The 26,862-nt window shown below is 67.8% G+C and carries 26 protein-coding genes; 10 read left to right on the forward strand and 16 right to left on the reverse strand.

Annotated features, from left to right (window positions below):
• The first annotated feature begins 80 nt into the window (after window positions 1–80).
• Window positions 81–1,487: an SLC13 family permease gene (locus V7672_RS07560; RefSeq protein ID WP_335623987.1), complete on the forward strand. Its 1,407-nt coding sequence runs from the start codon at window positions 81–83 to the stop codon at window positions 1,485–1,487.
• Window positions 1,488–1,490: 3 nt separating this feature from the next.
• Here the strand turns inward: V7672_RS07560 and V7672_RS07565 are convergent, their stop codons facing one another.
• The 3 genes from V7672_RS07565 to V7672_RS07575 form a co-directional block, all read right to left on the reverse strand.
• Complete coding sequence (locus tag V7672_RS07565) at window positions 1,491–2,288, reverse strand: exodeoxyribonuclease III (RefSeq protein ID WP_335623988.1); 798 nt, start codon at window positions 2,286–2,288, stop codon at window positions 1,491–1,493.
• Window positions 2,289–2,518: 230 nt separating this feature from the next.
• Window positions 2,519–3,178 (reverse strand): LolA family protein, encoded by a 660-nt coding sequence (locus V7672_RS07570; RefSeq protein WP_335623989.1) that lies wholly within the window; start codon window positions 3,176–3,178, stop codon window positions 2,519–2,521.
• A 270-nt stretch (window positions 3,179–3,448) separates the two neighbouring features.
• Window positions 3,449–5,803, reverse strand: a complete 2,355-nt coding sequence (locus tag V7672_RS07575) for an FtsK/SpoIIIE family DNA translocase (RefSeq protein ID WP_335623990.1) — start codon at window positions 5,801–5,803, stop codon at window positions 3,449–3,451.
• A 155-nt stretch (window positions 5,804–5,958) separates the two neighbouring features.
• Here V7672_RS07575 and V7672_RS07580 point away from each other — a divergent pair, with 155 nt between their 5' ends.
• On the forward strand, window positions 5,959–7,212 hold the full coding sequence (locus V7672_RS07580; RefSeq protein WP_335623991.1) for a UbiH/UbiF/VisC/COQ6 family ubiquinone biosynthesis hydroxylase: 1,254 nt from the start codon (window positions 5,959–5,961) through the stop codon (window positions 7,210–7,212).
• Here V7672_RS07580 and V7672_RS07585 read toward each other — a convergent pair.
• Genes V7672_RS07585 through V7672_RS07600 form a run of 4 tightly spaced genes read right to left on the reverse strand, consistent with a single transcriptional unit; the run spans window position 7,209 to window position 9,630 of the window.
• The gene (locus V7672_RS07585; protein WP_209119621.1) at window positions 7,209–7,403 is read right to left on the reverse strand and encodes a Trm112 family protein; all 195 of its coding nucleotides are present in this window, start codon (window positions 7,401–7,403) and stop codon (window positions 7,209–7,211) included. The genes V7672_RS07580 and V7672_RS07585 overlap by 4 nt on opposite strands.
• A gap of 46 nt (window positions 7,404–7,449) precedes the next feature.
• Window positions 7,450–8,109, reverse strand: a complete 660-nt coding sequence (locus V7672_RS07590; RefSeq protein WP_335623992.1) for an LON peptidase substrate-binding domain-containing protein — start codon at window positions 8,107–8,109, stop codon at window positions 7,450–7,452.
• A 9-nt stretch (window positions 8,110–8,118) separates the two neighbouring features.
• Window positions 8,119–9,033, reverse strand: coding sequence for a thioredoxin (gene trxA / locus V7672_RS07595; RefSeq protein ID WP_335623993.1), 915 nt, complete (start codon window positions 9,031–9,033; stop codon window positions 8,119–8,121).
• Window positions 9,034–9,630 carry a prolyl-tRNA synthetase associated domain-containing protein gene (locus tag V7672_RS07600; protein WP_335623994.1) on the reverse strand — a complete coding sequence of 199 codons (597 nt, stop codon included), beginning with the start codon at window positions 9,628–9,630 and terminating at the stop codon, window positions 9,034–9,036. It lies immediately after the preceding gene.
• 79 nt (window positions 9,631–9,709) lie between these two features.
• Between V7672_RS07600 and V7672_RS07605 the strand changes: the two genes are divergently transcribed.
• On the forward strand, window positions 9,710–10,450 hold the full coding sequence (locus tag V7672_RS07605; RefSeq protein ID WP_335623995.1) for a DUF6065 family protein: 741 nt from the start codon (window positions 9,710–9,712) through the stop codon (window positions 10,448–10,450).
• A 24-nt stretch (window positions 10,451–10,474) separates the two neighbouring features.
• On the opposite strand, the gene V7672_RS07610 is transcribed toward V7672_RS07605, so the two are convergent.
• Both V7672_RS07610 and V7672_RS07615 read right to left on the reverse strand, forming a co-directional pair.
• Complete coding sequence (locus V7672_RS07610; protein WP_335623996.1) at window positions 10,475–11,023, reverse strand: CC0125/CC1285 family lipoprotein; 549 nt, start codon at window positions 11,021–11,023, stop codon at window positions 10,475–10,477.
• 148 nt (window positions 11,024–11,171) lie between these two features.
• A complete protein-coding gene (locus V7672_RS07615) occupies window positions 11,172–11,813 on the reverse strand; it encodes a LysE family translocator (RefSeq protein WP_335623997.1) in 642 nt (213 codons plus the stop codon).
• A 117-nt stretch (window positions 11,814–11,930) separates the two neighbouring features.
• Here V7672_RS07615 and V7672_RS07620 point away from each other — a divergent pair, with 117 nt between their 5' ends.
• The 5 genes from V7672_RS07620 to V7672_RS07640 all read left to right on the forward strand — a co-directional run bounded on the left by V7672_RS07620 (window position 11,931) and on the right by V7672_RS07640 (window position 16,386).
• Window positions 11,931–14,633 (forward strand): PAS domain-containing protein, encoded by a 2,703-nt coding sequence (locus V7672_RS07620; protein WP_335623998.1) that lies wholly within the window; start codon window positions 11,931–11,933, stop codon window positions 14,631–14,633.
• A gap of 63 nt (window positions 14,634–14,696) precedes the next feature.
• Entirely contained in the window at window positions 14,697–15,062 is a 366-nt protein-coding gene (locus V7672_RS07625) for a response regulator transcription factor (protein WP_335623999.1), read from the forward strand.
• Window positions 15,063–15,081: 19 nt separating this feature from the next.
• Window positions 15,082–15,456: a response regulator gene (locus V7672_RS07630; RefSeq protein WP_335624000.1), complete on the forward strand. Its 375-nt coding sequence runs from the start codon at window positions 15,082–15,084 to the stop codon at window positions 15,454–15,456.
• Window positions 15,457–15,491: 35 nt separating this feature from the next.
• Window positions 15,492–15,896 (forward strand): response regulator, encoded by a 405-nt coding sequence (locus tag V7672_RS07635; RefSeq protein ID WP_335624001.1) that lies wholly within the window; start codon window positions 15,492–15,494, stop codon window positions 15,894–15,896.
• A gap of 79 nt (window positions 15,897–15,975) precedes the next feature.
• Window positions 15,976–16,386: a response regulator transcription factor gene (locus tag V7672_RS07640; protein ID WP_335624002.1), complete on the forward strand. Its 411-nt coding sequence runs from the start codon at window positions 15,976–15,978 to the stop codon at window positions 16,384–16,386.
• Between the two features lie 223 nt (window positions 16,387–16,609).
• Here V7672_RS07640 and groL read toward each other — a convergent pair whose 3' ends face one another.
• From groL to V7672_RS07655, 3 genes are all read right to left on the reverse strand, one after another.
• On the reverse strand, window positions 16,610–18,256 hold the full coding sequence (groL, locus tag V7672_RS07645; RefSeq protein WP_335624003.1) for a chaperonin GroEL: 1,647 nt from the start codon (window positions 18,254–18,256) through the stop codon (window positions 16,610–16,612).
• A gap of 141 nt (window positions 18,257–18,397) precedes the next feature.
• Entirely contained in the window at window positions 18,398–18,685 is a 288-nt protein-coding gene (gene groES / locus V7672_RS07650) for a co-chaperone GroES (protein WP_123288102.1), read from the reverse strand.
• Window positions 18,686–18,822: 137 nt separating this feature from the next.
• Window positions 18,823–20,355 carry a tetratricopeptide repeat protein gene (locus tag V7672_RS07655; RefSeq protein ID WP_335624004.1) on the reverse strand — a complete coding sequence of 511 codons (1,533 nt, stop codon included), beginning with the start codon at window positions 20,353–20,355 and terminating at the stop codon, window positions 18,823–18,825.
• A 160-nt stretch (window positions 20,356–20,515) separates the two neighbouring features.
• Between V7672_RS07655 and V7672_RS07660 the strand changes: the two genes are divergently transcribed.
• Window positions 20,516–21,037, forward strand: coding sequence for a hypothetical protein (locus V7672_RS07660; protein WP_335624005.1), 522 nt, complete (start codon window positions 20,516–20,518; stop codon window positions 21,035–21,037).
• A 3-nt stretch (window positions 21,038–21,040) separates the two neighbouring features.
• On the opposite strand, the gene pgi is transcribed toward V7672_RS07660, so the two are convergent.
• The gene (gene pgi / locus V7672_RS07665) at window positions 21,041–22,675 is read right to left on the reverse strand and encodes a glucose-6-phosphate isomerase (RefSeq protein WP_335624006.1); all 1,635 of its coding nucleotides are present in this window, start codon (window positions 22,673–22,675) and stop codon (window positions 21,041–21,043) included.
• A 134-nt stretch (window positions 22,676–22,809) separates the two neighbouring features.
• Between pgi and V7672_RS07670 the strand changes: the two genes are divergently transcribed.
• Window positions 22,810–23,292, forward strand: a complete 483-nt coding sequence (locus tag V7672_RS07670; RefSeq protein WP_335624007.1) for a hypothetical protein — start codon at window positions 22,810–22,812, stop codon at window positions 23,290–23,292.
• A gap of 39 nt (window positions 23,293–23,331) precedes the next feature.
• On the opposite strand, the gene V7672_RS07675 is transcribed toward V7672_RS07670, so the two are convergent.
• The 3 genes from V7672_RS07675 to V7672_RS07685 all read right to left on the reverse strand — a co-directional run bounded on the left by V7672_RS07675 (window position 23,332) and on the right by V7672_RS07685 (window position 26,776).
• Window positions 23,332–23,991: a redoxin domain-containing protein gene (locus V7672_RS07675; RefSeq protein WP_335624008.1), complete on the reverse strand. Its 660-nt coding sequence runs from the start codon at window positions 23,989–23,991 to the stop codon at window positions 23,332–23,334.
• Between the two features lie 37 nt (window positions 23,992–24,028).
• Window positions 24,029–26,185 carry a protein-disulfide reductase DsbD family protein gene (locus tag V7672_RS07680; protein WP_335624009.1) on the reverse strand — a complete coding sequence of 719 codons (2,157 nt, stop codon included), beginning with the start codon at window positions 26,183–26,185 and terminating at the stop codon, window positions 24,029–24,031.
• A gap of 126 nt (window positions 26,186–26,311) precedes the next feature.
• The gene (locus V7672_RS07685) at window positions 26,312–26,776 is read right to left on the reverse strand and encodes an OmpA family protein (protein ID WP_335624010.1); all 465 of its coding nucleotides are present in this window, start codon (window positions 26,774–26,776) and stop codon (window positions 26,312–26,314) included.
• Between the last annotated feature and the right edge of the window lie 86 nt (window positions 26,777–26,862).

The following is a 26,862-nucleotide window of genomic DNA, read 5'->3' on the forward strand; positions in this document are numbered from 1 at the left end:
GCTTTAGCACAGTCTGACTTCAAGACGAATTTCCGTGAGCCGTATTGACGCCGGCCTCGGGGGCGCGTCTTCAGGGACGGATGACTCTTGATCAGATCATAGCCCTTGGCGTCCTGGTGACCGTGGTCGGCGTGCTGATCCACGGCCGGGTGCGCGCGGATGTCGTGGCGCTGGCCGGGGCGGCGGTGCTGCTGCTGCTGGGTGTGGTCCGGCCAGTCGAGGTTCAGGCGGCCTTTGCCAGCCCGGCCGTCATCGCCCTCGCCTCCCTGTTCGTCATCGCCTATGCGATCGAACTTTCAGGCCTGCTCGGCCTGCTGATCCGCCAGGCGACCAAGCTGTGTGCCCGTCTGGGCGAGGCGGGTCTGTGGATCGTCATGATGCTGTGCGGGGCCGCCTCGGCCCTGCTCAACAACACCCCGATCGTGGTGCTGGCGGCGCCGGTCATCAAGGATGTGGCCGGGACGCTGAACCGCTCGCCCAAGCGCTTCCTGATTCCGCTCAGCTACATCAGCATCATGGGCGGCTCCTGCACCCTGATCGGCACCTCGACCAATCTGCTGGTCAATGACATGGCCAGAAACGTCGGACAGCCGGTCTTCACCCTGTTCGAGATCACGCCCGTGGGCCTCGCCATCGCCGTTTGCGGGGCGCTCTGGCTGTATTTCGTGGGGGCGCGCCAGCTAGGCCGCGCGGTTGCCGACGATGAGGCCGAGGCCCTGCGCCGCAAGCGCGCCGAGGAGGCCCGGATCGAGGCCGAGACCCAGAGAGCGGCGCGGCGCTTCCGCCTGCCGTTCAGCCTGCCGCGTGTCGGCGAGCCCCGCCCGCTCGAAAACGGGTCCGGCGATGCCCAGCTGGGGGACATCAAGCTCTATGCGGCCGCCGACCGGCCGTTCGACTTCAAACGGGCCATGGTGTCGCTGAGCATCTTTGTGGCGGTCGTGCTGGCGGCCGGCATGGGCTGGATTCCGATCGCGGCGGCGGCCTTTGGCGGCGCGGTGGCGTTGATCCTGCTTCGGATCCTGACCGCCGAGGAGGCCTACTCCGGCCTGCGACCGGACATTCTCCTGCTGATCGCGGGCATGGTCGTGCTCGGCATCGCCATCGAGGTGACCGGCCTCGGCCAGACCGGGGCCACCCTGCTGATCGACGTCATCCGGCCGTTCGGGCCGCTGGCGGCCCTGATCATCCTTTACGGTGTGACCCTGTTTTCCACCGAGCTGCTGTCCAACGCGACGGTGGCGGTGCTGATCACGCCGGTGGCCGTGGCCCTTGCGGTCAGCCTGGGCGTGGATCCCCGACCCTTCCTGGTGGGGGTCATGATGGCGGCCTCGGCGGCGTTCGCGACACCGTTCGGCTATCAGACCAATGTGCTGGTCTATCAGCTGGGTGGCTACAGCTACATGGACTTCGTCCGGATCGGGGTGCCGCTCAACCTGATCACCTGGGTCGCGGCCATGATCGCGATCCCGATCTTCTTCCCGTTCTAGGCCTCAGACGTCGAGGTCGACACTGACCGGGGCGTGGTCGCTGGGGCGTTCCCACGCCCTTACCGGCTCGTGGATGCGCGCTGAGCCCGGCACCACGGCGGGCGTCAGCCCCGGCGAGGTCCAGATGTGGTCCAGCCTCAGCCCCCGGTTCGACTTGCGGAAGTCCTGGGCGCGGTAGCTCCACCAGCTGGCCAGCTTTTCCGGCTCGGGAAAGGCGTCGCGGATCACATCGCTGAAGCGTCCGGCCTGCTGCAGCCGGGTCAGGGTCTCGATCTCGACCGGCGTATGGCTGACGACCTTCAACATGTATCGGTGGTTCCAGACGTCGAACTCACCCGGGGCAATGTTGAAATCCCCGGCCAGGAGCAGGGGCGCATTCGGGTCGCGCGCCGACACCGCGGCGGTCAGTCGCTCGTAGAAATCCATCTTGTGATCGAATTTCGGATTGAGGGCGCGGTCGGGCAGGTCGCCGCCCGCCGGGATGTAGAAATTCTGGATCTCGACGCCCCTGACCGTCGCCGACACGCAGCGCGCATGCCCTTCGCGGCACAGGCCCAGGTTCGGCGCCTCGTCCAGCGGCAGGCGGCTGGCGATGGCCACCCCGTGCCAGCCCTTCTGCCCGCCGATCTTGAGATGCGGCAGGCCCATCTCTTCAAAGGCGCGCACCGGGAACTGGTCGTCGGTGCATTTGATCTCCTGCAGCAGCAGGACGTCGGTGGCGCTCTCGGTCACATAGCGGGCGACCTGGTCGATGCGCAGGCGGACGGAGTTGATGTTCCAGGTGGTCAGGCGAAGGGTCATGCGCCCGCCTTAGCAGGGGTTCGTCAGCGCGCGCAAAAAAACGCCCGGCCGCAAGACCGGGCGCTTTCAGAGGTGTCTCTGCCGCAGGGAGGGGGATGACATCCGTAGCGGTCAAATGGCTGCTGCCAGCCTGTTGTCATTATGCAACGTCAAATCGAAAACGTCAAATGGCCGCTATAGCCCCGCTTTCTGTGGCGGTTTTGACACGGTTCGTCAGCCGGGCGTATCCGTCAACGATTGCGTCCCGGGCGGCGGGTCGGGTCGCGCAGCTGGAACAGGCTGCTCGACAGATTCCCGGCGGGCCTGAGCGTGGTCAGCTGGGTGCGGGTCCGCGCGCCCTGGGCATCGACAACGGTCCATTCCTGCAGACGCATGGGGCTGCCGGCAAAGGCCAGGGTGACCGACCCGTCATTGGGCCGGCGGGCGTCCCGCGCGACCAGGGCAAAGGCACCCGAATCGCGACGCACGACCCGCTCGATGCGCACGCCCTGGTCCAGACGGACCTCGCGCGAGAGGAAGGTCGACAGCGGCGTCTCACTGAGCGGCACCTGACGGAACACCTCCAGGCGCGGGTCATAGCGCATGACGTTGTTGCCGTCCGAGACGACCAGCAGGCCCTCGGGGTTGGTGTATTCAAAGCGCATCTTGCCGGGGCGCTGCAGCCAGAACCGGCCCGTACGGCGCTGACCGCCCGCGCCCGTCTCGACAAACTCGCCCTGGGCCGAGGTCAGGCCGCGCAGATAGGTCTGGGCGCGGGCCACAACGGCCTGATCGGCCTCCGACAGGCCCGCCTGGGCCATGACCGAGGGGGCGCTGACCAGCAGGCCGGTCACGCCCAGGGCGGCACCGAGGCCAAAATCGCGGCGGGACAGGATGGGAGGCGTCGTCATGAAATCATCCTTGAAAGTGAAGCGGATCGAGACTCGAACATCCCCGGTCCACAAGGCGCGGTCATGGCTCCAGCCTGACCATATTCCGGCGCTGCGATGAAGCCCCGTTCATCGGAAACAGGGCCCGGCGCCACGCCGGCCCGGAACAACGCCCTTCGCGCGCACCGGTTCATCCTGCCCTCAGGCAGAGAGCGACCGCGTCGCGAACGTCAGGGCGAAATCCCTGCCCTCAAGCAGCGAGCCGCCGCGCGGCGAGCGTTAGGGCCACTCCTAAAGAGGCGGCGGTCCGGCCAGGACGTCGCGCTTGCCGGCATGGTTGGCGGGGCTGACCACGCCTTCCTGCTCCATCCGCTCGATCAGGGTGGCGGCGCGGTTATAGCCGATCTGCAGACGGCGCTGGACGTAGGAGGTCGAGGCCTTGCGGTCGCGGGTGACCACGGCCACGGCCCGGTCGTACAGGTCGTCACCGGTGCCGGCTCCATCATCGCCGCCGTCGACGCCGTCACCGTCCGGCTCGTCGGTGATCAGGTCCAGATAGTCGGGCGCCCCCTGCGCCCGAAGGTGGGCACAGACTTCCTCGACCTCGCGGTCGGTCACGAACGGCCCGTGCAGGCGGGTGATCCGCCCCCCGCCGGCCATATAGAGCATGTCGCCCTGACCCAGCAGCTGCTCGCCGCCCTGTTCGCCCAGGATGGTGCGGCTGTCGATCTTGGAGGTCACCTGGAAGGATATCCGGGTCGGGAAGTTGGCCTTGATCGTGCCGGTGATGACATCGACCGACGGGCGCTGGGTCGCCATGATCAGGTGGATACCGGCCGCGCGGGCCATCTGGGCCAGCCGCTGGACCGCGCCCTCGACATCCTTGCCGGCGACGAGCATCAGGTCGGCCATCTCGTCCATCACCACGACCAGATAGGGCATGGGTTCGGGCCGGATCTTTTCGGACTCATAGACCGGGCGGCCCTGTTCATCGAAACCGGTCTGGACGGTACGTTCGAAATGCTCGCCCTTGGCCTGGGCCTCCTTGGCGCGGGCGTTGTAGCCGGCGATGTTGCGCACCCCCAGCTTCGACATGCGGCGATAGCGGTCCTCCATCTCGCGGACCGTCCATTTCAGCGCCACGACCGCCTTCTTCGGGTCGGTCACCACCGGGCTCAGCAGGTGGGGAATGCCGTCATAGACGCTGAGCTCCAGCATCTTGGGGTCGATCATGATGAAGCGGCATTCGTCGGGGCTCAGCCGGTACAGGATCGACAGGATCATGGCATTGACCCCGACCGACTTGCCCGAACCGGTGGTGCCCGCGATCAAAAGGTGCGGCATGCGCGCCAGGTCGGCGACATAGGGCTCCCCGCCGATCGTCTCGCCCAGCGCCAGCGGCAGCAGGTGGGCGGGTTTGTCATACTCGCCCGAGGCCAGCAGATCGCGCAGATACACGGTCTCGCGCTTGGCATTGGGCAGTTCGATGCCGATGGCATTGCGGCCCTGAACCACGCTGATGCGACAGGCGCGCGCCGACATGGAGCGGGCGATATCGTCGCTGAGTGCCACCACGCGTCCGTGCTTGACCCCCGGGGCGGGGACCAGTTCGTACAGCGTCACGACCGGGCCCGGCCGGATCTGGTCGATGGAGCCGCGCACGCCGAACTCCTGCAGCACTTCTTCCAGCAGGCGGGCATTCTGTTTCAGCGCAGCCTCATCGACCGCGGCGACGCGCTTTTCCGGCTTGGACAGGGTGGCCAGCGACGGCAGGTCAAAGGCCCCCGGCGGACGCACGAAATCAAAGGTGCGCTGATCGACGTCGGCATCCTTGCGGGCGGCGCGGGTCGCCTTGGTCGGGGCGACGCGCGGCTCGGACACGTCGGGCGCGCGGGCGGCAGCGGGCGCGGGCTCCCGTACCGGCGGGACCTCCGGATCGACGGGCTTGGGGCGGGGCGGGGCGCGACGCACGGGGCGGGCGCGGGCGGTCTCGGCGGGGGTGGCCGCGCGGGTGCGGGCCCGGCCCCGGATCCAGTCCAGCGCGTCGCCCAGATCAGCGGGGCGAAGGCCCAGCGCGTGGCCCAGCGCCGTCAGGGCCCCCGCCAGGAACATCAGCCCGATCACCACACTGACGATGACGCTGTTGCCCGGCAGGCCCAGCGCATTCAGTCCGGCAACGATCACCCCGCTGAACCCGTCGCCTGACAGGCCGCCCATGCCGGTGACCAGCGGCCAGATGGCGGGCGGGGTCGGCGTCGACAGGGCCGCGGCCAGCGCCAGCACGCCCAGTGTCGCGGTCAGGCTGCGCATCGGCGTCACCAGCAGCCGGTGACGCAGGGTGTCGCCCACGGCGATGGCCAGCCCGAAGGCCAGCAACAGCAGGGCAGCCGGCCAGGCCGCCAGTCCGAGGCTCTGCATGAACAGATCGGCGACCACCGCCCCCTGCGTCCCCAGCCAGTTGGTCGGGGCATGGGTGGAGGCAGCGTTCCAGCTGGGATCGTTGCGGTTCCACGAGATCAGGGCCAGCAGCAGCAGCACCGACAGCAGGGCCTGCAGCATGCCGCGAAAGCGCACGATCGCCGGCGCCTGCCAGACAATGCGGGCGCTCAGCCAGATCCGGTGACTGATGGCGAGGGCGGCGGACATGGGCGGGCAGACCCCTTGCGGACAAAACAGCGGCGAAACACCGACAGGGTGGCAGAGGGAGGGTTAAGGGGCTGTTTACCTCGCCCCTATGTGCGCCGCTTTCGGAGGCCTTTCGCCGCACTGGACGGATGGCAGCGACAGCGCGACAAGGGGCCATGACCGAGATTGCTGACACCGATGTGCTGATCGCCGGCGCAGGCCTGGCCGGGGCCAGTCTGGCGCTGGCCCTGTCGCGCGAAGGCTTCGACGTCACCGTGGTCGATCCCCAGCCGTTCGAGGCCCAGCTGGCGCCGACATTCGACGGGCGCTCGACCGCCATCGCCTTTGCCACCTACCGCATGCTCCACACCTTGGGGCTGGGTCAGGACCTGGCGCCGCATGCCTGCCGGATGGACCGGATTCTGGTGACCGACGGACGCCGGCCCGGCGCCTCGGCCAGGGCGCCTGATCCGGCCTATCTGCGCTTCGACGCCGATGAGATCGGTGACGCCACCGGCGGCGAACCGCTGGGCTATATGATCGAGAACCGTCGCTTGCGCGTGGCGCTGGCCCGCGCCCTGGCCGAGACCGATGTCACCATACGGGCGCCGGTGGGGGTAAGCGGGGTCGAAACGGGCCTGGGCCGCGCCACCGTCACCCTCAGCGACGGGTCACAGGTGCGCGCCGCGCTTGTCGTCGGCGCCGAGGGCCGCCGCTCGGTGGTCCGCGACGCGGCCGGTATCGGCGTGATCCGGCAGGCCTATGGCCAGAGTGGTGTGGTTGCCACCGTGCGTCTGGCCGCCCCGCACGACGGCGTGGCCCATGAATATTTCCTGCCGGGCGGCCCGTTTGCCATCCTGCCCCTGACGGATCAGCGTGCCAGCCTGGTCTGGACCGAACCGACGCGGGCGGCCGAGGCCCTGCGCGGCGCCTCGGACGCCGCCTTCCTGTCCCATCTGAACCGGCGCTTCGGGGATTTCCTCGGGACGGCCCGGCCCGAGGGACCGCGCTTCGTCTACCCGCTGGACCTCAGCCTCGCCACGGCCATGGTCGCGGCGCGTGTGGCCCTGATCGGCGATGCCGCCCACGGGGTGCATCCGGTCGCAGGGCAGGGGCTGAACATGGGGCTCAAGGATGTGGCCGCCCTGGCCGAGGTGCTGGCCGACGCCCGCCTGCTGGGCGAGGACATCGGCGCCGAGCCGGTGCTGGAGCGCTATGCCCAGTGGCGGCGCTTCGACACCGTGGCGCTGACCCTGGCCTTCGATGCCTTCGTGCGTCTGTTCTCGAACGATATTGCCCCGGTGCGCGCCGTGCGGGATCTGGGCATGGCCGCCGTCAACCGCATCGCCCCCCTGCGCCGGGCCTTCATGCACGAAGCGGGCGGCGCCACTGGCGACCTGCCCCGGCTTTTGCGGGGCGAGGCGGTCTAGTCCAGCTGCCGGGCTTCGCCGACCAGCAGGATCGGCACGCCGTCGCGGATCGGAAAAGCCAGCTTGGCCCCCTTCGACACCAGTTCCTGACGGGCGCGGTCATAGCTGAGCGTGCCCCGCGTCACGGGACAGACCAACACCTCCAGCAGGCGCGGATCCACAGTCGAGGGGGTGTTGAAACTGTCGCTCATGCCCCGATCATAGAACCGGCAACGGCCCCGTCCAGACGCATGCGACCTATTGCAGCGAGGGCGGCGTGTCCTCGTCGCCGCTGTCGGCCGCATTGATGCTCAAAAGGGTGGTCAGGGCGCGGGCCCGGGCGGTCAGATCGGCGGCCTCGACCAGGGCCTGTTTCTCGGCCACCTCGAACGGCAGGGCCATGCACAGGCTGTTGACCAGGGCCTCGGCGGGGGCGTCGCGCGCCGTGTCCCAGTCGATCTCCAGCCCCCGGTGCTCCAGGAACAGGCGTAGCGCCTCCAGCAGGACCGGACGCGCGATCTCGGCACTGGAGGGGGCCGGGATCAGATCAGCCCCATAGGGCTGAAAGTCCGCGCGCACCTGTCGATAGGGGGACCGGGCCGGAATCTCCTCGGCGATGCGAAAGCGGCACAGGCCCGTCAGGGTGATCATATAGCGCCCGTCGGGCGTCTCTGCGAAATTGGTGATCCGGCCGACACAGCCGACCGGCGCCAGTGTCGGGTGATCCGCCGGTCCGCCGGTGGTCTGGACCATGCCGATGATGCGGTCGCCGGCCATGGCGTCATCGATCATGTTCAGATAGCGCGGCTCGAAGATATTGAGCGGCAGCTGCCCGCGCGCGAGCAGAACCGCGCCATCCAGCGGGAAGACGGGAATGACCTGCGGCAGGTCACTGGCCTTGACGATGCCCTGGGCCACCGCGCCGGCCTAGGCGAACAGCAGCGACGACAGGCGCCGCCGCCCGTCCTTCGCCACATCGGAATTCAGGCCCGCCGCCTCGAATACGGTCAACAGTTGCTTGCGGGCCGCCTGATCGTTCCATTCCCGGTCGGCCTTGACGATATCCAGCAGCTGATCGACCGCGCCGGGCAGATCGCCCTTGGCGGCCAATACCCCGGCCAGATCAAAGCGCGCCTGATGGTCCGACGGGTCTGCGGCGATCTTTGCCTTCAGGGCCTCGGCCTCGCTGTCGTCCGCCACCTGGGCCCCGAGCGACAGCTGGGCGCGGACGCTCTGGATATCCGGATCGGTCGAATTCGGTCCCGCCATGGCCAGGGTCTGGATCGCCTGCTCGCGATCCCCGTCGGCCAGATAGACCCGCGCCATGCCGGCGATGGCCTTGAGGTTTTCGGGCTCCAGCGTCAGCACCTGGGCAAAGGCCTGGGCCGCCCCGCCCAGATCGTCCAGCGACAGGGATTCAGCCCCCAGCGCCAACAGTTGATCGACGTCGGAATTGCCGCCCTTGCCGCCGGTCAGCTTGTCGATAAAGGCCTTCAGCTGGCTCTCGGGCACTGCGCCCTGGAAGCCGTCGACCGGCTTGCCGTCGACAAAGGCATAGACGGTGGGGATCGACTGCACCCGCAGCTGGCCCGCATAGGCCGGGTTCTTGTCGACATCGATCTTGACCAGGGCGACAGCGCCACCGGCGGCGCGCACGGCCTTCTCCAGCATGGGCGTCAGCTGACGGCAGGGCCCGCACCAGGTCGCCCAGAAATCAACGATGACCGGGCGGCTCTTCGACGCCTCGACCACCTGTTTCATGAACTCCGCATCCGAGCCCTCGACGATCAGATCGTCGGTGTTGGCGTGGCCGTTCGGCTGGGCGGGATCGATCAGGGACATTCAGGCTTCCTCGGCAGGGGGCGGGGCTTCACCCGCCACATGGTCATGGGGCACGGGATCGGCAACCGGGTCAACGATGCGCGGTCCCTCTTCCCCGGAGAAATCGACGATCAGGGGGGTCCGTTCCAACAGGTCGAGGAACCGCCGGAAATCCGTCTGGTCCAGCGCCGTCGTCGCCGTATTGGTCAGGGGGTGAAAATTGACGACGTCCGCCGTCCACAGCGCCCGGTCCAGCACGAAGCGGACCTGCCCTTGGGTGTCATTGACCAGACCCAGCGCCGTCACCGATCCCGGGGTCACGCCCAGCGTCTCCACCATGGCCGCCTCCGAGGCAAACGACAGCCGGTCCGAGCCCAGGCGTTTCGCCAGACGCTTCAGGTCGATGGTCGTGTCCTGACGCGCGCTGACCAGCCACAGCTGCCCGCCGCGCCCCTTCAGGAACAGGTTCTTGGTGTGGGCCCCGGGCAGGGCCGCCTTGATCGCATGGCCCTGGTCGACCCGGAACACCGCCGGATGGTCATGGGTGCGGGGCGCAAGGCCCACCTCGGCCATCCAGGCCAGCAGGCGGTCGCGGTCAAAGGGGGCGGGAAGGCTCATCCCGCCATCATAGGTTTTGACCGCGAGCCGGGCCACCGGATAGGAGAGGGGCTGAGGCAATCTGAACCGGAGGTCCAAGGTGGAACTGGAGTGCTATCCGATGACGGCGCGGCCGCCGGACATGGTGCCGGGGCGACAGTCGCGCGCCTGGATGGACGCCTTCGCCAGCCGCCACCCCTATCGCTGCCTGCCGCTGACCATGGCCAACACCACGGGCTGGGAAATCCTGTGCCCGGTCGGCTTCACGGCCGAGTGGAACGGCGGCCCGCGTCAGGAAGACATCCGCATCACGCCCGAGCGGGTCAATTCCGACCTCAGCCACTTCGTCACCTCGCACTTCTCGCGCGGCGTGCTGACCATGCATCCCCAGTATATGTTCCGGACCCCGCCGGGCTGGCAGATGATGGCCACCGGCTCGCCCAATCACGTCAAGGACGGCATCCAGGCCCTGACCGGGCTGATCGAGACCGACTGGCTGCCCTTCCCCTTCACCATGAACTGGATCTTCACCCGGCCCGGCAAGATCACCTTCGAGCGCGGCGAGCCGTTCTGCTTCATCACCCTGATCGAGGCGCGCAAGGTCGAGGACTTCCAGCCCGTCATCCGCTCGCTGGAATCCAACCCCGGCATGAAGGATCAGTTCGAGGCCTGGAACCGCCAGCGCACCGACTTCAACCAGCGGCTGGCCAAGGGCGACCCCGAGGCCGCCAAGGAGGCCTGGCAGCGCTACTACTTCAAGGGTGAAATCCCCGAGGCGCTCGGCAATGCGCCCGAGACCCACACCAACAAGCGGCGCCTGAAGACACCCCGGCTGGGCTGACCCGGCCGGGGCACTCCCGTGGCGTTAGCGGATCAGGCGCGGGGCGATGTTGGCGATCACATCGCGGGCGTCAAAGGCGTTGGGATCGCCGGCGGGCTTCGGTCCGCGGCCCATGACGATTTCCGAGGTCGCCTCGAACCGGTCGATCTGGCGGACATTGACGTCGTTCCAGTACGGGTCGAACCGGCTCCAGCTGCCGCCGCGATAGAAGCGCCAATAGGGGTTCCAGCCGCGGTAATAGGGGTCATAGAACGGGTCGCGTCCGCCGACATAGCGGGTGTCGCGGTCCGTGGCCCGCTCGACCGTGGCGAACCAGTCATAGCCCTCCTGCACCGTCAGCTCGGCGGCGCGCAGCAGCAGCGACATCTCGACCTGCTCGCGCGAGGTCACCGAGTTGCCGGCAAAGGCCACGCGGAAGCGGTTGGCTTCCAGCCGCTGCTCGGCATAGCCGCCGGCGCGTCCGGGCTGCATGGGTCCATAGGGGGTCGGCGTGGCGCAGGCCGCGACCGTCAGGGCCAGGGCGCTGGCGGCCACGACCAAAAGGGCGGGGCGGCGAATGTTCGAGCGAGGCATAGTGTCCATCTCCGAAAGCGAGGGCGTCCGGACAACAGGTGCGCTCACCCGTCATCCGAAACAAGAGGTTGGCAGCGGCCGAAGCCAAGCCGTTTCTACCTGAACGGAGCCTGAACAAGCCGGTTCCCGCCGGCCGCGTCGCGCCGCCCTACAGCCTCAGCCCGATCAGCACCGCCGCCGCCAGCAACAGCACCCCCACGGCCGCATCAAACCCCCGCCGGAACCCCGGCGCCGTCATCCGCCGCGCCAGCGCCGCCCCGCCCAGGCCATAGGCATTCATGGTGATCATATCCATGCCGACGGTCGCCAGGGCGAACAGCGCCAGCTGCGGCACCAGCGGCCGCCCCAGATCCAGAAACGGCGGCAGCACGGCGGTAAAGAACAGCACCGCCTTGGGATTGGCCAGCTGCACCATGAAGCCGTCGAAGAAGGCGCTGCGCCCCAGCGTCAGGCTCGGCCGCTCGGGCTTGCCCGGCACATCTCCCCGCACAGCCCCCCACAGCGCCTTGCCGCCCAGCCAGGCCACATACAGCGCCCCGCCCACGGCGATCACCCGAAACGCGGCGGGAAAGGCCAGCACCAGCGCCCCCAGCCCCAGCGCCGCCGCCGTGAACCACACCAGCGTCGCCAGACTCATGCCCAGCACCCCGACCACCACGGCCCGCCGCCCGCGCGCCATACCATTGGCGATCGAGAACAGATTGGCCGGCCCCGGCGTCACCGCCAGCACCGCCATCACCCCCAGAAAGGCCGCATACCGCTCAGGATCGACGGGCAAGGCATAGGTCATGCCGCCCGATGGATGAGGCCGCGGGAGCGGTCAAGGGGCGTTGTTGCTGTTGATCCCGGGTAATGTTTCATTCTGGGATTGGGACCTATGCTCGCCGCGCCAAGGAGGACTGCGACGGTGGATGAGATTTCGAGGGTTCGCGCGCTGCATGATCACGCCGTGCTCGACACGGATGCCGAGGAGCGGTTTGATCGCATCGCCTCGATGGCGGCGGCGCACTTCGACGCGCCGATCGCTCTCGTGTCTCTGGTCGATACAGACCGACAGTGGTTCAAGGCATGCATCGGCCTCGACGTGCGGCAGACGACGCGGGACTGGGCCTTTTGCCATCACGCAATCCTGCTTGGCGCGCATCAGGTCATGGTGATCGAGGACGCCACCAAGGATGCGCGCTTCGTCGATAATCCCCTCGTCACGGGCGAGCCGAACATCCGCTTCTATGCCGGAGCGACCTTAACCACAAAGGAAGGGGCCGACCTCGGTACTCTTTGCGTCATCGACACCAAGCCACGCGCCAAGCCCTCGGAGGCCGATTTGGCGCATTTGGCCTCTCTGGCCAAGATGGTGGTGGACCAGATCGAGCTGTCCAAGGCCCGCAAGGCCTTGGAGGAGCGCCATCAGGTGCTCGACCTCGCGGAGAAACTTTCTCTGACGGGCTACTGGACCTTGAACACGGATACGGGGGCTGTGTTCTGGTCGCCTCAGGTCTATGCGATCCATGGGGTCGACGATGAGAGCTACCGACCCGGCCTTGACGACGCGCTGGCCTTCTACGTCGACGGCGACCGCCAGATGGTCGAGGCTCTTATCGCCAAGAACTCCGCAGCGGGAGTTGGTTGGGATTTCGACGCGACGATACAACGGCGGGATGGCACCCTGCGGAACGTCCGCTCGGTGGCGGCCTGTCAGAAGGGCCCCAACGGTCATGTGAGGGGCTTCATCGGCGTCTTCAAGGACCTGACTGACGAGCGGCGCGTCATCGCCGAAGCCGTGGAGCAGGAGCGGCGCTACCGACTGCTCGCCGACCACGCCAGCGATGTGATCGCAGTGTATGGAGCTGACGGAAGGTTCACTTACCTGTCACCGTCCATTACGGAACTGCTCGGCTATCTGCCGGATGAGCTCCTGGGCAAGACGCCCTATGACCTTATCGTCCCCGAAGACCAGGCTCGTGTCGCTGCCGAATTCGCCGCTGCGGCCAGGTCGAAGTCCGCTCTGACCGTCGAGTATCGCGCCCGTTCCAAGGACGGTCGAAGCCGCTGGCTCGAAGCGCGGCCCCGGTTTCATCGGGACGAGGCCGGCAAGGTCATTCAGATCACCGATTCGGTGCGCGACGTGACCGAGCGGCGTGAACGCGAGGTGGCGCTGGCAGAGGCGCGGGTTGCTGCCGAGAGCGCAGCCACGGCCAAGGCCGAGTTCCTCGCCAACATGAGTCATGAGATCAGGACCCCGTTGAACGGCGTGATCGGATTTGCCGAGGTTCTGGCCAACACCGTTCTGGATACCGACCAAAAGCGTTACGTCGACCGCATTCGCACGGCCGGAAAGGGCCTGTCGGCTCTCATCGACGACATCCTCGACTTCTCGAAGATCGAGTCCGGCAACATGATGATCGAGGCGCGCCCGTTCGACCTACGCGCCATGGCGACGGAAATCGTCGATCTCACTCGCGCAAGCATCGCCGGGCGGCTGCACCTCGACATCGACTATGACGGCGGCCTTGCCGATCGCGTCATCGGCGACGAACAGAGAACCCGGCAAGTCCTCCTGAACCTGATCGGGAATGCCGCGAAATTCACCCATGCAGGCTCGGTGCGGCTGGAGGTGCGTCGGCGACAGGATTGGCTGGAGTTCAGGGTCGTGGATACGGGCATCGGTATCTCGGCCGAAGCCATGAGCCGTCTGTTCGACGGCTTTACTCAGGCTGACGCATCCGTTGGGCGCCGCTTTGGCGGGACAGGGCTCGGCCTCAACATCAGTCGCTCGCTGGCACGCCTGATGAATGGGGATGTCACGCTGGAAAGCGAGCCGGACGTGGGCACCACGGCCATCTTCTCCTTGCCCTACAAACCGAGCGCGGATCAGCCCGTTTCGCTTCCACTCCGTTCAGCTCGGCAGCGTTCCGAACGCAAGCTGCGCGTCCTCGCGGTAGACGATGTTCCGACCAATCTTGAGCTTATCGAAATCCTTGTCGCCGGCGTCGGACACGATGTGACTTGCGCGGCTTCCGGGGAAGCGGCGCTCGAACGCTTGCGGGCCGATCCGGCTTTCGACCTTGTTCTCATGGACGTCCAAATGCCCGGGATGGACGGTCTGGAAGCCACCCGGCGTATCCGCAGGATGCCCGAGGCGGCCAACGTCCCGATCGTCGCCCTGACGGCCAATGTCCTGGCCGATCAGATCGAGGCCTGCCGTGCGGCCGGTATGGACGATCACCTCGCAAAGCCGATCAAGCCGGAGGTGCTGGGCGAAACGCTGGACCGCGTGTGCCGCATGGCCGTCCCTCCGCCGTCGAGCCCGACAACCCCGCATGGGGCGGACCCCTTGGCCGCACTCAAGGAACGCTATCGCGAGCAAATGAAGACCTTCGCCACTGAGTATTCCCGCATGCTGGCCATGCCTTCCGAAGCGGGGGTCGCCGCCATCGCGGCTTACACCCACTCCATCGCGGGAACGGCGGGAAGTCTGGGCTTCGCCGACGTCTCGACGGCGGCATTTCAACTGGAGTCCGCCGCCGAACAATGCCGCGAAGACGGAAGCGCCGTCGAGAGTTTGCCTGCTCTCATTCAGGCCGTGCTTCGAGCTGTAGAACATACATGAGGGTTGTGTTACGTAACGGTGTGTGGCCGGGGGGCTATTCTAAACCCTTATTCGAGGTTGGTTTTGTCCAAGTACATCGTGGTCGAGGACGACCCCTTCTGGTCCGCAGAAATCTCTGCCGCTCTGTCGCAGGCCAACATCCAAATTCTGAACGCTCAAGACGGACGCCAGGCGTTGGACCTGGCGAGCCGCTACCCAGATGCCACCATGGTGCTCGACATCATTTTGCCCGAGGTGGACGGCGTCGAAGTGCTCCAGAAGCTTTCCGAGGTGGCCCCACTTATGCGCGTCCTCGCCATCACCGGCGGTGGTCGACTCGGAGCGGGCTTCTACCTGAAACTGGCGTCGACGTTCGGCGCCACGGGTCAACTCGCGAAACCTTTCACTGCACAGCAGCTTATAGACAACTGGACGGCCTTGGCGGCTTGACGCCTAGGACTCGGAGCAAATGATGGGAACTGCCGCGTTGATCCTGGTGGTCGATGACGACCCGGTCATGCGCGAAATCACGCGCGTTCATTTGGAAGGCGCTGGTTATCGAGTGGCCCTCGCCACCAGTGCCTTGGACGGTCTTCAGAAGGCGCGGACTCTTCGACCGTCAGTGGTCGTAATGGATTTCGCCATGCCGGGAGGCTCCGGAGGCGAAGCGCTGCGGGCCCTTCGGATCGACGACGAGATCGGAAACACACCCGTCTTGATGGTGACGGCCTGGTCTCTGGCAGAGAGCCAATCGTCAGCATCAGGCCTCGCAGCGACTTGGCTCCAGAAGCCCGTTATGGGCGACCGCCTGATTCAGTCCGTGCGAGATCTTCTTCCCGCATGATCCGACCTGGGGGCCATGGTTCGCGCGGCGCTCGCGTGCTGGTCGTCGACGACGATCCCTTCATCCAGCAGATGGCCCAAGCGCTGCTGGAGCGAGACGGGCGCCGTGTGAGCGTGGCCGCGACCGGCGCGGCCGCCTTGGCCAGGATGGCAGAGCCCGCGCCGGAGCTCGTGTTGCTGGACCTCGGCCTTCCGGATATTTCCGGCTTGGAAGTTCTGCGACATTTCCGGGCGGCGAGCGCCTGGCAGCAGGTGCGCATCCTGGTGTTCACCGCCTCGCACGAGACCGAGAACATCGTTCGCGCCAAGCAGGCCGGCGCCTCCGGCTATGTCTGCAAGCCTGTTAAGCCGGACACCTTGGCGGACATGGTCTGCGACCTTCTCGATCAGCCCTCTCTGACCTGGGTCGACGACTATACCCGAGCCCACCGGCCGATCTGAACCGCTTCAACGTGACATTTACTCCGCCGTGTTAGCGTCGGGAATGGCCCAGAACTGGCTGCCGTTGTCGGAGTATCCCGTGATCAAGCCCCGCATTCTCGTTGCCGAGGACGATCGCTATTTGGCCGCCTTGATCCGGCAGACCCTGGAAGGACGAGGGCTGGCGATTACCCTGGCCCAGAACGGCGAAGAGGCGCTGTTTCAGGCCGACGAGATTTGTCCTGATCTGGTGATCCTGGACGTCGGGATGCCCGTGCTCGACGGCCTCACCGTCCTAAGAACCTTGAAGGCGGACCGCTTTCACCGCCAGGTGCCGGTTTTGATGCTGACGGCGGCCAGAAGTGAGACCGATGTCCGCCGCGCGATCACGAACGGCGCGTCCGACTACCTTATGAAGCCGTTCCGGCCCGACAAGTTGATCCTGCGGGTAGACCGTTTGCTCCAGAGGTCACAGAGCAACAATATCCGAATGGGATATGAGTTCGCCTAGCGGCAACAAGGGCGTATCCGCCTTCCTTTCTGGCGAACGAACCGCTCTCTTCGGGCATCCGCTTCGAGCGGAGACACCCGTGCGCAACGCTCCGGGCCAGCCACTACAAATCTGGACAGCCAAAAAGGCGCCCCCGTTTCCGCGAGCGCCCTCTTCTGTCCCGGCTCAAGGCGGGTAGGACAAGGCTGGCTGAGGCGGGCTGACGCCCGCCCCGAGCGTGGACTTAAAAGTCCATGCCGCCCATGCCGCCCATGCCACCCATGTCGGGGGCGCCGCCGGCCGAGGCCTTCTTGGGGGCGTCCGCCACGGCGGCTTCGGTGGTGATCAGGATGCCGGCGACCGAGGCCGCGTCCTGCAGGGCGGTGCGGACCACCTTGGCGGGGTCGATGACGCCCATCTTCACCAGGTCACCATACTCCTCGGTCTGGGCGTTGAAGCCGAACGAGGCGTCCTTGTTCTCCAGCACCTTGCCGACCACGATCGAGCCTTCGACGCCGGCGTTTTCGACGATCTGGCGGATCGGGGCCTGGATGGCGCGACGGATGATGGCGATACCGGCGGTCTGGTCGGCGTTGTCGCCGGTCAGGCCCTCAAGCGCCTTGGTGGCCTTGAGCAGGGCGATACCGCCGCCCGGGACGATGCCTTCTTCCACCGCGGCGCGGGTGGCGTTCAGGGCATCGTCGACGCGGTCCTTCTTCTCCTTGACCTCGACCTCGGTCGAGCCGCCGACGCGGATGACCGCGACGCCGCCGGCCAGCTTGGCCAGACGTTCCTGCAGCTTCTCCTTGTCGTAGTCCGAGGTGGTGTCCTCGATCTGGCGCTTGATCTGGGCGATGCGGGCCTCGATGGCGTCCTTTTCACCCACGCCGTCGACGATGGTGGTGTCGTCCTTGGTGATGGTGACCTTCTTGGCCTTGCCCAGCATGTCCAGGGTGACGTTTTCCAGCTTGATGCCCAGGTCTTCCGAGATCACCTGGCCGCCGGTCAGGACGGCGATGTCCTCCAGCATGGCCTTGCGGCGATCGCCGAAGCCCGGCGCCTTGACGGCGGCGACGCGCAGGCCGCCGCGCAGCTTGTTGACCACCAGGGTGGCCAGGGCCTCGCCCTCGATGTCCTCGGCGATGATGAGCAGCGGACGGCCGCTTTGGACCACGGCTTCCAGGATCGGCAGCATGGCCTGCAGGCTGGAGAGCTTCTTCTCGTGGAGCAGGATCAGCGGCTCTTCGAGGTCGGCCTCCATCTTGTCGGCGTTGGTGATGAAGTAGGGGCTCAGATAGCCGCGGTCGAACTGCATGCCTTCGACGACGTCCAGCTCGGTCTCGGCGGTCTTGGCTTCTTCAACCGTGATGACGCCTTCATTGCCGACCTTGTCCATGGCGCGGGCGATCATTTCACCGACTTCGACGTCGCCATTGGCGGAAATGGTGCCGACCTGGGCGATTTCCGAGTTGGCCGAGACCTTCTTGGCGTTGGCCTTGATTTCGGCGAGGACGGCGGTGACCGCCTTGTCGATGCCGCGCTTCAGATCCATCGGGTTCATGCCGGCGGCGACGGACTTGAGGCCTTCCTGGACGATCGACTGGGCCAGCACGGTGGCGGTGGTGGTGCCGTCACCGGCCTTGTCGTTGGTCTTGGAGGCGACCTCGCGGATCATCTGGGCGCCCATGTTCTCGAAGGCGTCTTCCAGCTCGATTTCCTTGGCGACCGAGACGCCGTCCTTGGTCGAGCGCGGGGCGCCGAACGATTTCTGGATGACCACATTGCGGCCCTTGGGCCCCAGGGTGACCTTCACCGCATTGGCGAGGATGTTGACGCCGCGCAGCATCTTGTCGCGCGCATCGGTGTTGAACTGTACGATCTTGGCAGCCATTGAGGCAGCTCCTTTGAAGTAGTGAGTGGTGAGTGACGAGTGGTGTGTGGCGAGGGTGATCGAGGTCAGGTCTGAGCGGCGGGGTCACGCTGGACCGGTCTCGCCACTCGCCACTCGTCACTCGCCACTGGGGCTGAGCGTTTAGCTCAGCACCCCCAGCACGTCCGATTCCTTCATGATGATCAGGTCTTCACCGTCGATCTTGACCTCGGTCCCCGACCATTTGCCGAACAGGATGCGGTCGCCGGCCTTCAGCTCCAGGGCATTGACCTTGCCGCTGTCGTCACGGGCGCCGGGCCCGACGGAGACGACTTCGCCTTCCTGGGGCTTTTCCTTGGCGGTGTCGGGGATGATGATCCCGCCCTTGGTCTTGGATTCTTCTTCCACGCGCTTGACCAGCACGCGGTCGCCGAGAGGACGAAACGCCATCTGTGATATCTCCCTTTGGAATGGTCTCCCGACCGGGGCTTTGGCAGCCGCAGGGCGAGAGTGCTAATGCGGCCTGCAGGTAGGGTCGGACACCCCGGCGCGTCAAGGGTTGAGCGGGCGCCGCCGCGAGAAAAATCTCAGCGCGCGGCGGTGTCGGCCAGCTCTTCCGCCCGGTCCCAGCTGGCGCGAACCTGCTGGGCGAACAGGGGGGCCGCCCGGCGCAGGGGATCGCCGCCCTCCAGCGCCATGCCGCTGCGGGCGAACAGATCCCGCCGCGCCGGCCGCAGCACCGCCAGCGCCTCGCCCGGCCGGTCCCGGTCGGACAGGAAGTCGGCCATGGTGCCGGCCAGCCGCACCGCCTCCGGATGCCCCGGCGCCAGCCGCGCGGCGACAATGGCCTGCGACCGCTGATACAGGGCCTCGGCCATCGCGTCGTCACCGGTTTCCGCCAGCGCCAGCGCCCGGCCCTCCAGGGTGGTGACCAGATCCGGGCTGTCGGCGCCCAGGCCCGGCTCCAGCACCGCCAGCGCCTCGGCAAACAGCGGCAGGGCCTCGGCATGGCGCCCCTGTCCGGACAGGGTGATGGCCAGATTGGCGCGGGCGATGCCGGTGAAGGGGTGCTCGGGGCCTGCCACCTCCAGCGCGAGGGCCAGCACCCGCTCGAACACCGGCTGGGCCTCGACGTCGCGGTCCGCCAGATGCAGATACCAGCCGTAATTGTTCAGCAGCTGCGCCGTCAGGAAGGGATCCCCCACCCCCTCGGCAATGCCCACGGCCCGGGCATAGGCGGCCTCGGCCTGATCCATCCGGCCGGTCCGGCGCAGCACATTGCCCAGATTGCTCAGCACCAGCGCCACGGTGTCGCTGTCGCGGCCATAGGCGACCTCATAGATGCCGAGCGCGCGGCGAAAGACGGGCTCGGCCTCGGCAAACCGCCCCTGGGCCATCAGGGCATTGGCCAGCTGGTTCATCGTATCGGCGGTCAGCGGATCGTCGGGGCCGAGAAGGTCCAGCCTCAGGCCCAGCCCCACCCGCGCGGCACTTTCAGCCTCGGCGAACCGGCCCAGCGCATCCAGCGCCCGCCCTTCCTCGAACAGCAGTTCGGCGACCGTGGCCGTGTCGGTCCGATCGGCCAGCAGGGCCCGGGCGCGCGCGATATTGACCAGCGCCGCCTCATAACGCCCCTGGATGTAGAACAGCCGCCCCTGAATCTGCAGCGGCTTGACCAGCGCCGGATCCGAGGGTCCGCGCGCCGCTTCAATGACGGCCACAGCGGTGGCGAGGGCCTGGTCCGCCTCTTCCGACCGGCCGGTGGCCAGCCGCAGCCGCGCCACCTCGACCCAGGCGGCCGAGGCCTCCTCGACCCTGCCGGTCTGGGCAAACGCCGCCGCAGCCTCGACAAAGGCGGCTTCCGCGACTGCCATATCCCCGGCGTCCCGGGCGGCGACGGCGGCCTGCAGCCGCTCGCGGGCGAGGGCGTCGGGGCTGGAGACGCGCACATCCGTCGGCCCGGCCGTCGGAGGGGGCGGGGGTGGCGGAGGCGGAGGCCGGTCCTGGGCCAGCGCCGTCCCGGCGATCATCAGGCTGCCCGACAGCGCCGCGCACGCAGACAGCGCCCGGACAGCCAGACGGCGCAGCGACAGATCAGGGCAGAACGGGGCAGACGGCATGACGGCGTAACCTGCGCTGAACACTGTTCCGAGACAAGCCCGGACACGGCAGGCGACGCTCGATGAACGCGGGATGAACAGCCCCCTCCCGAGGGGTTCAGGTGCTGCGCGCCAGTATGGGCCCATAATCTTCACCGACCCTCCACGAAAGGACGGCCCCATGACCCGCACCCTGACTGCCGACACCGCCCAACGCACCGCCGTGACCGGCGCCCTGACCGCTGGCGTTCTGGCGCTCGGCCTGATGGTCGCCAACCCGGCCGCGGCGCAGAACTATCGCTATGACCGCTATCCGGACCGCGACCGCTCTTCCAGCGGCGAGGATGTCCTGCTGGGGGCTGCTGTCGGCGCGGTCGCCGGCGCCATCATCGGCAACGGTGACGGCGAATACATCCTCGGCGGCGCCGTCGCCGGGGCCGCCATCGGCGCGACCGCCAACCGCGGCGATGACTGCAACTACTATCGCGGCGGCCGCTGCTACCGGAACCAGGGCCACTGGGAGCGCGAGCACGGCATCAACAGCCGCGACCCCCGCTACTACGGCAACGATCGTCGCGACCAACGCTATGATCGCCGCTACGATCGGCGCGATGACCGACGCGATCGCCGCTACGACCGCCGCGATGATCGCCGGGACTATCGGAATGACCGCCGCGACTACCGCTACGACCGTCGCTGGTAAGGTCTAGATCAGCCGCTCAAACAAGGACCGCGTGGACGGGTCCCAGGTCTCTGGGGCCCGTTTCTCGTGGGCGGCCCCCAGCACCCGCTTGGCCAGCACCTTGCCCAGTTCGACGCCCCACTGGTCAAAGCTGTTGATGTCCCAGATCACCCCCTCGACGAAGGTCTTGTGCTCATAAAGGGCCAGCAGCGCGCCCAGCGCCTCTGGCGTCAGCCGGTCCATCAGAAGGGTGGTCGAGGGCCGGTTGCCCGGAAAGGCGCGGTGCGGCGCCAGCCGCTCGGCCTCGTCCCGGTCCGTCCCCTGGTCGATCATGTCGGCCAGCGCCGCCTCGGCCGTCCGTCCCCGCATCAGGGCCTCGGCCTGGGCGACCGCATTGGACCACAGGGGTGCGCCGTCCCGGCCCTCCAGAGTCTGCTTCACCACCACGAACTCGGCCGGCACCACCTCGGGCCCCTGATGCAGCTGCTGGAAAAAGGCATGCTGGCCATTGGTGCCGGGCTCGCCGAACACCACCGGTCCGGTGCCGCGCGTCGCCGGCGACCCGTCGCGGGTCACCCGCTTGCCGTTCGACTCCATCTCCAGCTGCTGCAGGAAGGCCGCAAGACGCCTCAGCCCGTGGGCATAGGGCGCGACCGTCCGCGCCCACCGCTTCAGCCCCTCGACATTATAGACCTGGGCCAGGGCCATCAGCACCGGCGCATTGTAGGCCAGCGGGGCCTCGAGGAAGTGCCGGTCCATCTCGCTGGCCCCCGCCAGCAGGCCGCGAAACACCTCGCCGCCCAGGCCGATCACGCACGACAGGCTGACCGCCGACCACAGGGAATAGCGCCCCCCGACCCAGTCGGAAAAGCCGAACACCCGACCACAGCCGAACGCCTCGGCCTTGTCGGGCGCCGCCGACACGCCGACCAGATGCCGCCGCAAACCGTCTTCCGGCAGGGCGGCGGCCAGCCAGTCGCGTGCCAGCCTGGCATTGGTCAGGGTCTCCTGCGTCGTGAAGGTCTTCGAGACCACGATCACGAGGGTCGAGGCGGGGTCCAGCCCCGTCAGCGCCTCGGCCATCTCGCGCGGATCGATATTGGCGACGAACCGCACGTCAATGGCGGGATCCAGCGGCTTCAGCGCATCCCACACCAGACGCGGCCCCAGATCCGAGCCACCGATGCCGATATGGACCACCGCCCGGAACCGTTCGCCCGTCGCCCCGGCCTCTTCACCGGCGCGGATCGCCTCGGCATAGGCGACCATCTGGTCCCGCACCTGTTCCACCTCGCGCGAGACCGGCTCGCCCAGGGCCTCGAAATGGGCCCCGTCGGGGGCCCGCAGCGCAGGGTGCAGCACCGCCCGGCCCTCGGTGGCATTGACCGCCGCCCCGTTGAACAGGGCCCGTTTCCAGTCGCCGACGTCACAGGCCTCGGCCAGCGCCAGACAGGCGTCCAGCCCCTCTGCCGTAAAGGCCTGTTTCGACAGGTCGAGGGTCAGGCCCGCCACCTCCAGCGTCAGCCGCGCCACCCGCCCGGGCTCCGCCTCGAACAGTGTCTCGATCCGGACATCGCCGTCCCGGTCGGCCACGGCATCAAACCGGGCCCAGGCCTCAGCCCGGCGTTTCGGGTCGGTGACAGGCAGGGCGATGGACATGGGCGACTCCGGATCGGGGGGTGGGCGTCAAGGGCTCGTTTACGGCTGGGGCGTAAACCGGTGCAATCCCCCAGGTCGACCTGATTCGGGATGCGCCGACACGATTCAAGGGCCCCGTGCCCGGAAAGGTTACCATGTCCTGCGGACTGGCCCTCGCGACCGCCCTCCTGCTCACCAATCCCGACGTGGCGCTGGCCGCCTCGGTGGATCCGGCGACCGTGCCCGCCGACCTGACCGGTCTGGCGGCAGAGCCCCTGTTCATCGACATCGTCTCCCGGTCCGGCCGGCTCAAGAGCGTGGCCGAGGGCTGGGCCGCAACCGGCGCTGTGCACGCGCCCGGCTTCCTGACCGGCAGCGACTGGCTGAACTTCCGCACCGAGGCCACGGCCCTGGGCGAGCTCAACCTGCAGGGCCATTTGATCCTCAAGTCGCGCGAGAGCGAAGGCGACATGACCTGCATCCTGCGCGGCCTGTCCGAGGACCTGCCGGTCCGACTGGCTGATATGGAAGCCGCCGACACTGCGGGTGCCCGCGATCTGGCCCTGGCCGAACTGGTGCATCTGTTCGACGACAACATCGCCGTCATCACCAGCCCGGCCCAGACTTTCCCGGAATAGGGCCTTTCCGGAATAACGCCCTTGCCGGAATGAGGGGCGTTACGCCCCTTCCAGCTCGTCCGCATATTTGATTGAGCAGCCATAGGGCGTGGCGAACGGTGTCGAGACCGGGCGTCCGGCCTCCATGTCCGCCAGCGCCGCCTTCACATGGTTATTGGCGCCGTCCAGATCCTCGATCTTGTTGGTCGGGCGGTCGTCGATTCCGCCGACGAACAGCAGCCGCCCTTCCGGGTCGATGACGCGCATGTCCGGGGTGGTCTTGGCATCGTACAGACGGCCGACCGTGCCCTCGGGGTCCAGCAGCAGATGGGTGGCGGCGGCGTCATTCCGGGCCTTCCATTCCCGCGCAGCCTCCCCTTCGACAAAGCCTTGCTGGCCCGGCGCCGAGGAAATGATCGTCAGCCACACCACGCCGTCGCCGGTGGCGTCGCGCTGCAGGGCCTGCATGGCGCCGCTCTCATAGTGTTTCTGCACATAGGGACAGCCCTCATTGGTCCATTCCAGAACGACCGTCTTGCCGCGGAAATCGGCCAGGCTGCGCTCCACCCCCTCGGCATCGACCAGGGTAAAGGCCGGGGCCATGTCGGCGGCCGGGGCTTCGGCAGTCTCTGTCGACCCGGTCTCTGGCGCCTCGGTGGCGGGGCTACAGGCGGCCAGCAGCGCCAGGGCGGCGCCCGTGGCCAGCAGTCGGATGATCATCGCAGTCTCTCCGTCAGGGTGGCAGGAAATCAGACCCTCATGAACCGGCCGTGCGGATCGCCTCGGCGACCAGTCCCGGCGTCAACAGTTGCGGCAGCACGCGGGGGGTGTCCGTGCCCGGCGCATAAAGCAGATACAGCGGAACGCCCGACCGCCCGTGGCGCTCCAGCTCTCGCGTGATGGCGGGATCGCGCACGGTCCAGTCGCCGACCAGATAGACGGCCTTCGTCTCGTCCATGGCCGCGCGGACCTGACCGGACGTCAACGCCACCCGCTCATTGATCTTGCAGGTCACACACCAGTCGGCGGTGAAATTGACCAGCACCGGGCGTCCCCCGGCCTGCGCGGCCGCAACCGCATCCGCTGACCAGACCCCGGCTTCAGGCCCCGCCGCAGCCGATGCAGTGGCCTGTGCCCGGGTCACGGGCTCCATCCGGCTGACGAGAACCAGCGCCGCGATCACGGCGATCAGCGACAGGGCTCCGAGAACCAGCGTCCAGCGCCCGGCCCCCGCCTGCCGCGTGCCCCACAGCCACAGGGCAAGGGCCAGCATCAGCCCCGCGATCAGGCCCAGCGCCAGAACCTCGCTGCCCGCCTGCCGCGCCGCCACCCAGGCCAGCCACAGGGTGGTCGCATACATGGGAAAGGCCAGCAGGCCCTTCATCCGCTCCATCCACGGTCCCGGCCGGGGCAGACGCGTCAGCAGGGCCGGGCTGAAGGCCACGACGACGAACGGCAGGGCCAGCCCCAGCCCCAGCATCAGAAAGACGATCAGCGCCGCAGCCCACGGCATGACCAGCGCCGCCCCCAGCGCCGCCGCCATGAAGGGCGCCGTGCAGGGCGCGGCCACGGCCACCGCCAGCACCCCGGTGAAGAAGGCACCCGTGCCCCCGGGCAGGCGCGACAGCCGGGCCTCGCCCAGCCCCTGCAAGGACTGGCCGATGTGATAGACGCCCGACAGGTTCAGTCCGACCGACAGCGTCAGCAGCGCCAGCGACAGCACCACCACCGGGCTCTGCAGCTGAAAGCCCCAGCCGACCGCCTCGCCCGCTGCCCGCAGGCCCAGCATCAAACCGGCCAGCAACAGGAAGGTCACCAGCACGCCGGCCAGGAACATCAGACCGTCGCGCCGCGCCGCCTGCGGGTCATGCGCCGCCCGCGCCAGCGCGGCCGCCTTCATCGCCAGAATGGGAAACACACAGGGCATCAGGTTCAGGATCAGGCCCCCGATCAAGGCCAGCAGCGCCGCCTGGAGCAAGGCGGAGGGGTCAAATCCCGTGGGACCGGCGGCATCTTCCGCCCGCAGCGTGCCACCGCCGCTGACCCCCTCGGGCAGGGGGCCGGGTTCGGCAATGATCTCGTAAGCGCCCTGTCCGGTGGTGATCACCCCGCCCACCGGCCCGGTCAGCCCGCCAGCCCGCACCTTGCCGCCGGGGGCGAGGGTCAGGCTCAGCCCCTCGGGACCCCATGTGCCGGTCTGGGGCGCGGCATGGTCGATAATCCCGCCCTCGAACGGAAAGAAATAAACGGGACCGGGGCCGTCCGGTCCCTGAACGGCGTCGCCGGTGACGGCCAGTGTCAGGCGCCCGTCGTCGGCGCGCGCCACCCGCGCGGTAAGCCCCGCCGGACGCGGCGAGGATTGCAGCACCGCCTGAATGGCACTCGCATGCCGGGTCTCCAGCGCGGTTTGATCCCCCGCCCCGACCGGCAGCCGCAGGCCCAGGGTCAGCTCGTCCGGCACGCACATCTCGGCGCTGCACACCAGGAACAGGGCGGTGACGGACAAATCCAGCATCCGGCCCGGCTCGGCATCGGCGGGCACGGCGATCGGCACCGGCAGATAGACGACGTCGGAATAGCCATAGTTCATCAGCCCCGACAGCGGCTGGCGCTCCGGCAGGGGCCAGACGATGTCGCCGGCCTCCCAGCCTTGCGGCAGGCTCCAGTTCAGGGTGGTGGCTCCGCCGGAGTCACCGGGATTGCGCCAGTATGTGTGCCAGTCCGGCTTGATGTCCTGACGCACGGCCAGGATCAACGTCGACCCGGGCGTCGCGCTCGCGGTCATCGAGACCAGTTCCGCCGTGATCCGATCGGTCGAGGCGGGTCCGACGGTCGGCGAGGCGTCCTGCGCCGGGACCGGCGCGGCCGCCATCGCCAGCCAGCCTCCGATCAGGACGGCGAGCAGGGATGCCACAAGGGAAGTCGGTCGCCGCAGCCTCGTCACCCGGATCCTCGTCAACAGTCGATCTGGGCCCACCCTAGACAGGGAAGGGTGGCCAGGTCACGCCCCGGGGCTCTGTGCGACGGCAGGTCGCGGCGGTCAGCGCGGGGCCGCGTCCACGATCACTTCGGTGCGGCGGCGCAGCGGTTCGGCGGTGCCGTCGGCGTTCACCGCCCCGGTGTCGCCCTCAACCGCGATCTGGAACGCGGGCAGGGGCCAGCCCTCCGCCTCGAGCGCCTCGGTGACCGCGACGGCGCGTCGTTCCGACAGGGTCTGATTGGCGGATGAGGACCCCGTGGCCGAGGCCAGGCCGATGACCTGCACCTTGCGGATGTCGCAGTCCCTGAGCTGGTCAGCGGTCATGCGGATCGCCTGCCAGGCGGCATCGGTCAGCTGCGCCTGCCCCTCACCGAAATAGATGTCGAACCGCTTGGCCGAGCAGACGGTCGGCGTCGCGACCAGATCGCTCCTGTCGCGAAAGATGCCCGACCCCTCGCACCCCGTCAGAACTAGGGCCGCGGCCCCCGCAACACCCACGAAACGCAGCGTCGACATCGATGACATGATCAGCTCCCACCCGGACAGGCTCCCACCCTAACAGAAAAAGGCGGCCCTCCCGCATGGAAAGGCCGCCCGTCTCATCAGATTAT

This window comes from Brevundimonas sp. (assembly GCF_036963785.1).
Taxonomy (GTDB): domain Bacteria; phylum Pseudomonadota; class Alphaproteobacteria; order Caulobacterales; family Caulobacteraceae; genus Brevundimonas.